The following is a 12,170-nucleotide window of genomic DNA, read 5'->3' as shown; positions in this document are numbered from 1 at the left end:
TGCTATGGAATGCTTAATAAGTTCACCGTTCTGCTCGCCGGCCTGTCCGTCGGCGCCGCGTATACCGTTGTCTTTTTATTGATGGCTCTGCAATCGGCGTGCATTCCGATTCCGTCGGAGATCATCATGCCGTTCGCGGGCTACAAGCTCGCACATGACTGGGCCGGTCTTGTTCTGGTGGCGACGGTCGCGTCGATTGCCTCGAATATTGGGTCGATCCCGGCGTACTGGCTGGGCGCAGTGGGCGGACGTCCGATGGTGGAGCGTTACGGACGCTACATCCTGCTGAACCGCCGCGATCTGGATCTTGCGGAGCGGTTCTTCAATCGCTATGGCTCGATCACCGTGCTCGTTGGCCGCATGCTGCCGATTGTGCGCACGTTCATCGCGTTTCCGGCGGGCATCGCAAAGATGAACCAGGTACGTTTTCATATCTACACGTTCATCGGCTCGTGGCCGTGGTGCTTCGCGCTCGCGTACATCGGCATGAAGCTGGGCAATCACTGGGATTCAGATCCTCAGTTCAAAGCGGTCTTTCATCGATTCCAGTTTGGCGTGGAAGTCGTGATCGTCATCGGCATTGTGTGGTTCCTGTGGACACACTGGAAGAACCGCGTGCACACGGAAGAGCGTTAGCGGTGAAGTTGCACCGCGTTCCGGGCGTGCGCGATACTAGCTTGATCCGCTTAAGGAAAATCGCAACACAGAGAAGGGCAGTTCTTTTCATGTCGAATAACGACGCCGCGCAGACTGGCGCAACGAGCATCAAGCCACACACTGGAAAACTTGGCATCATGATCCCGGGCATGGGCGCGGTCGCGACGACGCTGATCGCGGGCGTAGAAGCGGTGCGCCGCGGATACGCGAAGCCGTTCGGTTCGCTGACGCAGATGGGCACCATTCGTCTGGGCAAGCGCACGGAGGATCGCACGCCACTGGTGAAGGATTTCGTTCCGCTGGCTCCGCTTGAGGATCTCGTTTTCACCGGATGGGATATCTTCGGCGGCAACCTGTACGAAGCGGCGAAGACTGCAGCGGTGCTCGAGCGCGATCAGATTGAGCAGATGCGTCCGTTCCTCGAGTCCATTCAGCCGATGCCGGCGGCGTTCGACCAGGAGTGGGTGAAGCGGCTGACGCCGAAGGTGCAGAAGAAGGGCAAGAACAAGTGCGATCTCGCCAACCAGATTCGCAATGACATCGCCGAGTTCCGCGCGAAGTCGGGCACGGATCGCCAGGTGATGATCTGGTGCGGCTCGACGGAGATTTACAAGGAGCAGAAGGCGGTCCATCAATCGCTGGCTGCGTTCGAGAAGGGACTTGTCGACGACGATCCGGATATTTCGCCCTCGATGCTTTATGCGTGGGCGGCGCTGAAGGAAGGGATTCCGTTTGCGAACGGCGCGCCGAATCTGTGCGTGGATATTCCTGCGCTGCTGGAGCTCTCGAAGAAGATGGGCGCGCCGATCTGCGGCAAGGACTTCAAGACCGGACAGACGCTGATCAAGACGGTGCTTGCGCCGGGCTTCAAGGCGCGGCAACTTGGTGTGAGCGGATGGTACTCGACGAATATTCTTGGCAACCGCGACGGCGAGGTGCTCGACGATCCGGACAACTTCAAGACCAAGGAAGTTTCGAAGCTCGGCGTGCTGGAGTACATCTTCCAGCCGGAGAAGAACAAGGAACTTTACGGCGACATCTACCACAAGGTGCGGATCAACTACTATCCGCCGCGTGGCGACAACAAGGAAGGCTGGGACAACATCGATATCTTTGGTTGGCTCGGCTATCCGATGCAGATCAAGGTGGACTTCCTCTGCCGCGATTCGATTCTTGCCGCTCCGCTGGCGCTCGATCTGTGCCTGTTTATGGATCTCGCGCAACGTACGCCGGCGCTCAGGAACCTAGGCATCCAAGAGTGGCTGAGCTTCTACTTCAAGGATCCGGACTCCGCGCCGGGTGTGTATCCGGAGCATGATCTGTTCATCCAGTCGATGAAGCTGAAGAACACCCTCCGTCACATTATGGGCGAGGATTTGATTACGCACCTCGGGCTGGATTACTACGGCGAGTAGTCGCAGACAAGAAATGCGGAAGCCCTGCGGCGATGCTGCAGGGCTTTTTGCTTTAGTCCGGAAGAACGCTCAGAATTTCGGCCCATAGTGCCTTCACGCCGTTCTCGGACTTCGACGAGACGGGAAGGATGTGCTCCTCGCCGTGCGCGCGCTTCAATGCAGCGAGCGACTTCGCGAGTTGGTTGCCGCCGAGGCGGTCGGCCTTTGTAGCGACGACCAGATGCGGGCGCTGCATCTGTCGCAGGGCTTCAAGAAGCTGCGTGTCGCTCGGCTGCGGCGGGATATTTGAGTCTACGAGACACACGCAGAGCGCGAGAGTCTCGCGTTCGGCGAGATACGGCTCGATGAACTTCGGCCATTCCGCCGAGATTGACTTCGAAATCTTCGCGTAGCCGTAACCGGGCAGATCAGCGAAGATCAGCGCGGGGCGCTGCTTGAATTTTTGCTGCGTTCCTTCATGCAGAGCGAAGAAGTTGATGGCGCGCGTGCGTCCCGGCGTTGAGGAAACCTTTGCCTCGGCGGACCCCAGTAGCGCGTTAATGAGCGATGACTTGCCGACGTTTGATCGGCCGAGGAATGCGATCTCGGGCGCGTCGGCAGTGCGCGCGGCATCGGGGAAGTGTTCGGGCGAAGTCGCGGACAGGAGGAATTTGGGAACGAGGCGCATCCTCACCAGACTAACGCGTTCGCTCTCGCTACAATGAAGCCTTTGGAGACCATCACCGATGAGCGATCGCACTTTTGCGCACGCGATGCTTCGCGAGATCTACGAACAACCCGATGCGCTGGCGCGCACGATGGAGCAGTATGTCGCCTCCACCGGGGCCGAGCTCCGCATCCAGATGAAGAGCCTGACCGATGCGGCCGAGTGCTTCCGGAAGCATAAGGACCTGGTGATTGCGGCCAGCGGATCGAGCCGGCACGCGGGCATGGCTGCCGAGATCATGCTTGAGGACGCCTCCGGCCTGGCCGTGGATGTGGAGTACGCCAGCGAGTACATCACGCGCTCGACGAATACGAAGCGCGACCCCGCTGTGCTGGTCATCTCGCAGTCCGGTGAGACGGCCGATACGCTGGCCGCGCTCCGCGAAGCCCGGCAGCGCAAACATCCCACGCTTGCCGTTACGAACGTAGAGCACTCTTCGATGGCGAACGAAGCCGATCTGTACCTGCCGACGCATGCCGGGGTGGAGCGCGCGATTCCCGCGACCAAGAGCTTCACCGCGCAGCTTCTTGTGCTCCGTCTGCTGAGCCTTGAGGCGGCCGATGCGCGCGGCACGATCGATGCGAACGAGATGCAGCGCCAGCTTGCCGAGCTATGGGAGATTCCGCCGATGATCGAGCGGCAACTCGACGGATGGCGTGAGACGACCGAGCGCCTCGCATCGCGCTACAGTTCCGCGAAGACGCTGCTGTATCTCGGCCGCGGCATTCACTATCCGATCGCACGCGAAGGCGCGTTGAAGCTCAAGGAGTCGTCCTACATGCACGCGGAGGGCTATCCGGCCGGCGAGTTGAAGCACGGCCCGAACGCGCTGGTTTCGGATGAAGTGCCGCTGGTGGCGCTCGCGACGGTTGACTGGCAGGACGCCGAGTCCGTGCTGCGCTACGAAAAGACGGTCTCGCTTCTGAGCGATCTGAAAGCGCAGGGTGCGCGCACCATCGTGCTCGGGAACACGGGGGACGCGAAGCTCCGCGAGGTCGCCACCGACCTTGTCGAGATCGAGCCGGCCAACGAGTACCTTCTGCCCATTACGGAAGTTATTCCGCTGCAACTCTTCGCGTACTACATGGCGCTGGAGAATGGCGTCGACGTCGACCGCCCGCGCAACCTGGTGAAGGCGGTTGTGCAGGAGTAGCCGTCGGAGCGCAGGCCATCCCACTTTCGCGGCTGCTGCCTGGGCCGCGTGCGACGGTATGATCGACCCAGAATCCGCGATAAACGCAGAGGAGGATTCCTGGTCGCCGGGCTTCGAGGGCTGAAGTTTGTCTGGGCTGCGCTGAGCTTTGCGGTTGTCGCAATGTCGTCGGCGCAGGCGCAGACCGCCTCATCGCCGCTGCTGCGCCCGGCAGGCATCGCATACGATTCCGCGGGCGATCTGTTCATCGCCGACAGCGCGCGTAATCAGGTTTTCGAAATTTCTATTGGCGGCGCCATCACGGCAGTCGCAGGGAACGGCACGCAGGGATTCTCAGGCGATGGCGGCCCAGCCAGCGCTGCGGAGTTGAACTCTCCGTCGTCGGTTGCCATCGGTGCGGATGGCACGCTGTATATCGCCGACACCGGCAATCAGCGCATTCGCGCCGTGAAGAGTGGCAGCATCACCACATTTGGAGGCAACGGTGCGCGCGGATACAGCGGCGACGGCAGCCTCGCAACGTCCGCGTCGCTGAATCATCCCGTCGCTCTCGCGATTGACGCAACCGGCGCGCTCCTTGTCTGCGACCAAGGCAATGATCGTGTGCGGCGCATCAGTGCCGGGCAGATCGCGACGATTGCGGGGAATGGCACGCAAGGCTTCGCGGGCGACGGCGGCGCGGCCACAGCAGCCGAGCTCAACGAACCCTCCGGCATCGTTGCGACCTCTGACGGCCGCGTTTTCATTGCCGATTCAGCGAACCAGCGCGTGCGGGTTATCAGCGCCGCGGGAATTATCTCTACTTATGCGGGTACCGGCGTGGGCGGCAACTCCGGCGACAGTGGCCCCGCAACAGCCGCGCAACTCAACCGCCCCACTGGGCTTGCGATCGACAGCGCAAACGACCTCTTTATCGCCGACGAGAACAACCATCGCCTGCGGCGCATCGCAGCTGGCGGAACGATCACAACTGTCGCGGGCGGCGGCCTGCAGGGTCTCGCGCCTGATGGCTCAATCGCTCTGACATCACCGCAGAATCTCCCGGCGGGCGCAGCGGTCTCCAACTTCGGCTGGCCAGTCATCGCGGACGCGGCCAATCACAGCGTGCAGATTGTATTCAGCGACGGCAAGCTCTACTCGCTGGGCGCGCCGTCGGGGCGGACAACGACGCTCGCGCAGTCCACACCCAACGCGGTCTACGGCACCGCGCAGGCTGTTATCACCGCTGCGGGCAGTCCTGCGCTGCCGCAGGGTTCGGTCCAGATCCTCGACGGCGTTACGCCAGTTGCGACGGCTGCGCTCGCACAGGGCAGCGCAACAGTGGCGCTGCCGACCCTGAGCGCCGGCAGCCACAATCTCACCGCGCTGTATGGCGGCGATGGTCTCCATCTTTCAAGCACCGCAACATCATCCATCGTCATCTCGCCCGCACCCGTGACCGCTACGGCTGTAGCGGCGACTGCCAGCTACGGCGCGCCGCTTCCCGCGTTCAACGGCACGCTCGTGGGAGTTCTGCCACAGGACGAATCGAATGTCTCGGTGGTGTTCACTGCGGCTTCGTCCGGGATGCCTACGGTCGGGACTTATCCGATCACGGCGAAGCTCACCGGCGCGGTCAGCTCAAACTACACACTGTCGATCGCGCCAAGCTCTGGAACTCTCACGATCGTTCCAGCAGCCACGAAATTGATCTTCGCTCCTCCGTCGACCGCCTACGCGTCGTTGCCGATTCAATTGAATGCCCAGGTCGCCTCCACGACTTCGGGCACGCCGACGGGCACGGTGGAATTTCTGGACGGCAGCAACGTGGTTGGGACGGCGGTGCTGATCAACGGATCGGCATCGGTCGTGGAGCTCAACCCTGCAACAGGCAATCACACACTTTCTGTCTCGTACTCGGGCGACGCAAATTTCCGAGCGAGCACATCGGCAACGGTCAACGAGGCCGTGAATGCCATGCCGGACTTCACGATCGGTGTGACCGGGAACACGCAACAAACGGCGATCGCGGGGTCATCTGCCAGCTTCGCGCTTTCGGTTGCCTCTCAGGGATCGCCGTTCACAGGTGCGGTCACGTTCAGCGCCACGGGGTTGCCTGCGGGAGCGACGATCAGCTTCTCTCCGCCGGCCGTTGTGCCCGGAGCCTCCACTGCGCCGGTCACGATGACAATTGTTGCGCCTGCGACGACCGCGCACCGCGCCATCCCTCGGCCGGATTTCGCATTCGCCTCCAGCCTCGCAATCTGCCTGCTCGCTCTACGACGCAGGCGAACTCTTCCGCTCCTTCTGGTGTTGATTGTCGCCGCCGGGCTCTTCGGTGTCACAGGCTGCGGGGCCCGCACAGCGCCTGAATCCGTCCTGCCGGTGACCAACTACGCGATCGTGGTGCAGGCTACCGGGACCAACCTCGCCGGCAATGTCGTAGTGCATACCACCAACGTCACGCTCGCGGTCGAATAACGCACTTGCGGAGTCCGGACAGCTTCCGGCGTCGCTGGCGGCATCTATCGTCATGGCAACACGGCCAATTCTCTTCATGGGAAACCTGTTGAACTGATTCACGGAGGGCGCACGCCTATGCCGACCCGCACACTTTTGCCTGGAAAACCCTATCCGCTGGGAGCGACACCTACACTCCAGGGAACGAACTTTGCGCTCTATTCGGAAGCGGCGACTGCCGTTCACGTCTGCTTCTTTGACGAACAAGGCAACCAGACTGATTGCGTGCGTCTGCGCGAGCGTACGGCGTTCGTGTGGCACGGTTTAATCCGCAACATCAAGCCCGGGCAGCGCTACGGCTATCGCGTGGAGGGCCCCTGGGAGCCGGAAAAGGGCCTGCGTTTCAACCCCGCAAAGCTGCTTGTCGATCCCTATGCAAAAGCACTCAGCGGTGAGATCGATTGGAAGGCGCCGATCTTTCCTTACGATGTCCAGTCCGGCGATCCGAAAAAGAAGGACGACCAGGACAGCGCCGCGGGCGTTCCCAAGGCCATCGTGATCGACGGTCATTTCGATTGGGGTAATGATTGCCCGCCAGAGACGCCGATCGCCGACTCGATTATTTACGAGATGAATGTCCGCGGCTTCTCGATGCTCAATCCGGATGTTCCGAAGAATCTGCGCGGAACGTATGCGGGGCTCGCGCATGAGTCGAGCATCAACTATCTGAAGAAGCTGGGCGTTACAGCGGTTGAGCTCCTGCCAGTGCATTACTTCATCGACGAGGGGAACCTTGCCGACAAGGGTCTGCGCAATTACTGGGGCTACAACACGCTTGGATACTTTGCGCCGATGACGCGTTACAGCTCCAGCGGCACGGACATGCAGCCGGTGGCAGAGTTCAAGGGCATGGTGAAGCGCCTGCATCAGGAGGGAATCGAGGTCATTCTCGATGTGGTTTACAACCACACCTGCGAAGGCAATCAGATGGGGCCGATGATCTCCTGGAAGGGCATCGATAACACCACCTACTACCGCACCGTTCAGGAGAACCCGGAGTTCTACATGGACTACACGGGCACGGGCAACACGCTGAACATGTATCACCCGCAGGTGCTCAAGATGGTGATGGACAGCCTGCGTTACTGGGTCACCGAGATGCATGTCGACGGCTTCCGCTTTGACCTTGCCTCAACGCTCGCGCGCGAGCTGCACGACGTGAATAAGCTGGGCGCTTTCTTCGATACCATCCATCAGGATCCGACGCTCGCTGACGTCAAGCTGATCGCCGAGCCCTGGGACGTTGGAGAAGGCGGCTACCAGGTCGGAAATTTCCCGGTCTTGTGGGCGGAGTGGAACGGTAAGTATCGCGACAACGTTCGCCGCTTCTGGAAGGGCGACAGCGGGCAGCTCTCCGACTTCGCGTATCGCCTCACCGGATCGAGCGACTTGTACCAGGGTGAAGGCCGCACGCCGTCGGCGTCGATCAACTTTATTACCGCGCACGATGGCTTCACGCTCTGCGATCTCGTCAGCTACAACGACAAGCACAATGAAGCAAACGGAGACGATAACAAAGACGGCGCTGACAACAACGACAGTTGGAACATGGGCGCCGAAGGGCCGACCGACGATCCGAACATTAATATGCTTCGTGAGCGGCAGATGCGCAACTTCCTCGCTACGCTGATGCTCAGCCAGGGCGTCCCCATGCTGCTCGGCGGTGATGAAGTTGCGCATACGCAGAAAGGCAACAATAACGGCTATTGCCAGGACAACGAGCTCACATGGTTCAACTGGAAGTTCGATGACGAGAGCAAGCGGTTACTCGAGTTCACCGCAAACCTGATCCAACTGCGCAAGGACCATCCTAACCTTCACCGTCGCCGGTTCTTTCAGGACCGCACGATCCGCGGATCTGTCGTACGCGACGTTGCCTGGTATGGCCCGGATGGGCAGGAGATCTCGGATCAGGTCTGGAATGAGCCGTGGAGCAAGTCCATCGGAGTGATGTTCAACGGGCGCACGCTGGGCGTGATGGACGAGGACGGCGAGCAAGTCGTTGACGACAGCTTCCTTATCCTTGTGAACGCCTCTGACGGCGGAGTCGAGTATGTACTGCCGGAGCCGCCGAACAAGAACCCGTGGCGGATGATTCTCGACACGGAGAACGTCGACGATCCGTTCTGCAGGGCCGACGTTCACGACAAGGTGATCCTCGGCGGCCGATCGGTACGCGTCTACTGCGATGCGGTAGAGGAAACGCCGCAGCCATCGGCGAAGAAGCGTCCGGCGAAGACTTTGTAGCGGCGGAGAGAAATCGCGCGCGAACGAGGCATCGAAGCAGTACTTAGGTACCGCGATTCTGGAGGGTTGCGCAAACGGAGGCAGATGATATGCTTCCGGCGATCTTCCATCGGTTCCTTATGACGCTTCGAAACGCGGTTCGCCTCTTCGCGCCGGCCCTGGTCTTTTGTGTGCCGCTGTGCACGGTCGCTCAACAGAAGCCTGCTTCGCAAAATGTGGGGTGCGGGGCGCCGCCGGTGGTCGCGCCGGATTTGCGCCCGAACTTCTTCAGCGAGCAGCAGGAGGAATGGCTCGGCGAAGCGATGGCCGACCAGGTGGAATCAGAGTTCCGGCTGATCCGCGACCCGGCCGAGAATGCGTACCTGCAGGGAATTGTCGACCGCCTCGCGGCAACATTGCCGGACACGCATATTCATTTTCATGTGCAGTTGATCGACTCGCCGGAGGTGAACGGCTTCAGCCTGGCGGGCGGAAGAATTTATCTCACTCGCAAGCTCGCCTCCGAGGCGAAGAGCGACGACGAGCTGGCGTCGGTGCTGGGGCATGAGATGGGGCACATCGCCTCGCACCAGTTTGCGTTCGAGACAACGCGTGACTTGAAAAAACTGATGGGCGTCACCAGCGTGGGCGACCGCGCGGATATCTTTGCGAAGTTTCAGCAGCTCGACGATGCACGCTTGCGAGCGCACACCAGCAGCGGGGGCGATGACGACGACAAGCAGGAGGAGGCCGACCACATCGGCGTCTACGTGATCGCCGCGGCTGGGTACAGGCCGCAGGCGAGCGCGGAGTTCTGGGACCGGATGTTCTTCACGAAGGGCAAGAGCGGCGGGACGCTGTCGAACTTCTTTGGCTTCTCGAAGCCAAACGAGCGGCGACTGGGCAAGATTCAAAAGCTGATCGCCACGCTTCCATCGGGCTGCGGCGGCCAGCAGGCAGTGCAGTCGGCCGGCTTCGCGGCATGGCATGAGCGTGTGCTCGAGAACCGCGGCGTGGAGGCGGCGCACATCGATGGAGCGCAGGAGATTCCGCTGACGCCCCCGCTGCGCATGGACCTCGACAGGCTGCGATTCAGCCCGGATGGATCGAAGCTGCTGGCCCAGGACGAGTCCACGATCTTTGTGATGGATCGCGACCCGCTGAAGGTGGACTTCAAGATTGACGCGCCGAACGCGCTGGCCGCACAGTTCAGCCCGGACTCAAAGCGCGTGGTGTTTACGACCCACGGCCTGCACACGGAGGAGTGGAGCATCGCGCAGCAGAAGATGATGCAGGTGCATGAGCCGCTGACGAAGAACCCGTGCGTGCAGACGAAGCTCTCGCCGGACGGTCGCACGATCGTGTGCCTGGCGCTCAACCCCGAGAGCTACTGGATGGACCTGTCGCTGCTGGATTCCGAGAGCGGCAACGTCGTATGGCAGAAGAACAACTTCTTCCAGCCGAGCCTTTTCTTTGCGTTCCTGATGTACTTCACCGATGGCAGCGAGGTAGCCGGTGACTTTGTGCCGTCGAGCTTTTCCCCCGATGGAAATTATTTGTTGATCGGGCCGGACGACAGCAAGGTTGCGTTCGATCTGCGCACGCGCACGCCGGTAAGGCTCGGCGGAGCGCTGATGAACAAGGCCACCGGAGCGTATGCGTTTTTAGGCAACGACCGCATCGCCGGAGTGAACCGCGCTGACCCGAAAAATTCGGGCATCTACAGCTTTCCTGAAGGGAAACAGTTGAAGAAGGTAGATCTCCCGTTCTCGAAGCTGAAGGCGGTTTCAGCGATGGACGGCAGTTCGTATGTCCTGTCCGATGGCTACAAGGACTTCCAGATATCGCTGAGCAATGTCGACGCCGGCCGCGTCATGCTCGGCTCTGAGAGCGAGGCGCTGGATGTCTGGGGCGGCATGCTGGCCTCAGAGAACAGGGACGGCCACGTTGTTCTGGCGAAGATCGATGTGGACAAGCTGAACGGCATTGCGACCGTGCAGCCGCCGGAGAGCCAATTGGCGCGGCTGTACTCTGTCGCGCTCTCGCCGGACGGACAGTACCTGGCGATGTCGACGCGCACGCGCGGCGGCCTGTGGAACCTGCGCACGGGCAAGCGAATGTTGTACCTGCGCGGTTTTCACGCGGCGTGGAATGGCGATGACCTGATGATGGAGTTTCCCAAGCGTGAGAAGCAGGACGCGATGCTGGTGGACGCTTCGATGAAGACCATGCACGCGGGCCCGGTGAAGTATGCCCTCGGCGACATGACCGTCGACTACGGGATGCTGGACGAGTGGAAAGATGCCAAGGACGCCGGCAGGCATGCGCAGGACCTGATCGTGCATCGGCCGAACGATGGCTCGGAGCTGTGGCGTCGCACGTTCAGTGAAGGCAGGCCTTACTACACAGCGAGCTATGGATGGAAGGACCTGCTGTTCAGCTTCCATCTGAACTCGAGCTATGCGAAGGCGCAGGTGAAAGGCGATGCGACACTGACCGCCGAGGCCGCGGCCGTGAAGAAGAAAGATGATGGGCGTCTGATCGAGGTTGTGGACGCGGGAACAGGGAAGACGACGGCGAGCGTGGTGATGGAGCTTTCAAAGGCCTACGCGGGCACGAATGGATTGAATCGCGTGGGCGACCTGCTGTATGCGTCAACCGAGGATAACCGCACACAGGTGTACTCGCTGAAGGATGGACGGCTGGTTCGGCAGATGTACGGTGCGATGCTGGGCGAGGACGTCGCAACGGGCCGGATTTGCCTGCGAAATCGCGAGGACGAGGCCGTGGTATACGACGCGTCGGGCAAGGAACTGGCTCATGCGGAGATGGGCACGCCACTGCGCTTCGCGGCCTTTGTAGACTCCGGCTCAAAGGTAGCGTTGTTGGGCGCGGACCAGGTCGTGCGCATGGTGCCTATTCGATCGACGCCACCAATGTCAGTGGCCAGCGCGAAGTAATTACTGCCGCTGCCAGGTGGTATCGACTTTGACCGGGATCTCGTTCTTGATGGGCACGGTGAGGAACGACGGCGCCGGGATTTTGAAGTCGGTGAGTGTGGCCGGAACGCTGCCGGTGATGTGGTGCGTGTTGCCCTGGATCGTCTGCTGAAACGGCACGTGCGTGTAGTGCGCGGTGTTGCCGGCGAAGTTGACCTCGAGATCGCAATCAAGCGTGGCCGAATTGATGGCGGACTCGGGAATGCGGAAGCGCACCGTGACTATGGGGAACTCGGCGCCGCGTGTGACCTGGATCATGTGCTCGTCACGGTTGGTGTCACCGGAGTCGAAAGACTTCACAGGCGCGGCGACGAGGAAGTCGCACACGCCGTTGCCGCAGACACCCTTGCCGCGCGCGGCGTGGCTTGTGCCGTCCACCGTATGGACCGGGTGGACCATGTGATACGTAAGCGAAGACTGAGTGAGGACGAAGGTTTGCGGCGATTGTGCCAGCGCGAGTGGGGACAGCAAAAAGAGAGCAGCGAGACGAACGAGCTTCATGAACACCTTTGAGG

Annotated in this window: 8 protein-coding genes; 6 read left to right on the top strand and 2 right to left on the bottom strand. The window is 61.1% G+C overall.

What is annotated here, in order from left to right:
* Positions 1–9 precede the first annotated feature (9 nt).
* Complete coding sequence (locus VGU25_07575; GenBank protein ID HEV2577055.1) at positions 10–636, top strand: DedA family protein; 627 nt, start codon at positions 10–12, stop codon at positions 634–636.
* Between the two features lie 89 nt (positions 637–725).
* Positions 726–2,072, top strand: a complete 1,347-nt coding sequence (locus VGU25_07570; protein HEV2577054.1) for an inositol-3-phosphate synthase — start codon at positions 726–728, stop codon at positions 2,070–2,072.
* Positions 2,073–2,124: 52 nt separating this feature from the next.
* Here VGU25_07570 and yihA read toward each other — a convergent pair whose 3' ends face one another.
* Positions 2,125–2,739: a ribosome biogenesis GTP-binding protein YihA/YsxC gene (gene yihA / locus VGU25_07565; GenBank protein ID HEV2577053.1), complete on the bottom strand. Its 615-nt coding sequence runs from the start codon at positions 2,737–2,739 to the stop codon at positions 2,125–2,127.
* 58 nt (positions 2,740–2,797) lie between these two features.
* Between yihA and VGU25_07560 the strand changes: the two genes are divergently transcribed.
* The 4 genes from VGU25_07560 to VGU25_07545 all read left to right on the top strand — a co-directional run bounded on the left by VGU25_07560 (position 2,798) and on the right by VGU25_07545 (position 11,616).
* Entirely contained in the window at positions 2,798–3,931 is a 1,134-nt protein-coding gene (locus VGU25_07560; protein ID HEV2577052.1) for an SIS domain-containing protein, read from the top strand.
* Positions 3,932–4,093: 162 nt separating this feature from the next.
* Complete coding sequence (locus VGU25_07555) at positions 4,094–6,391, top strand: Ig-like domain repeat protein (GenBank protein HEV2577051.1); 2,298 nt, start codon at positions 4,094–4,096, stop codon at positions 6,389–6,391.
* Between the two features lie 117 nt (positions 6,392–6,508).
* Positions 6,509–8,677 carry a glycogen debranching protein GlgX gene (gene glgX, locus VGU25_07550; GenBank protein ID HEV2577050.1) on the top strand — a complete coding sequence of 723 codons (2,169 nt, stop codon included), beginning with the start codon at positions 6,509–6,511 and terminating at the stop codon, positions 8,675–8,677.
* 89 nt (positions 8,678–8,766) lie between these two features.
* Positions 8,767–11,616, top strand: coding sequence for a M48 family metalloprotease (locus VGU25_07545; protein ID HEV2577049.1), 2,850 nt, complete (start codon positions 8,767–8,769; stop codon positions 11,614–11,616).
* On the opposite strand, the gene VGU25_07540 is transcribed toward VGU25_07545, so the two are convergent.
* A complete protein-coding gene (locus VGU25_07540; protein HEV2577048.1) occupies positions 11,617–12,156 on the bottom strand; it encodes a hypothetical protein in 540 nt (179 codons plus the stop codon).
* Positions 12,157–12,170 lie beyond the last annotated feature (14 nt).

It is taken from the genome of Acidobacteriaceae bacterium (genome assembly GCA_035944135.1).
GTDB lineage: Bacteria > Acidobacteriota > Terriglobia > Terriglobales > Acidobacteriaceae > Granulicella.
Note: the sequence above shows the minus strand (reverse complement) of the source record. Positions and strands in the feature narration are given on the sequence as shown.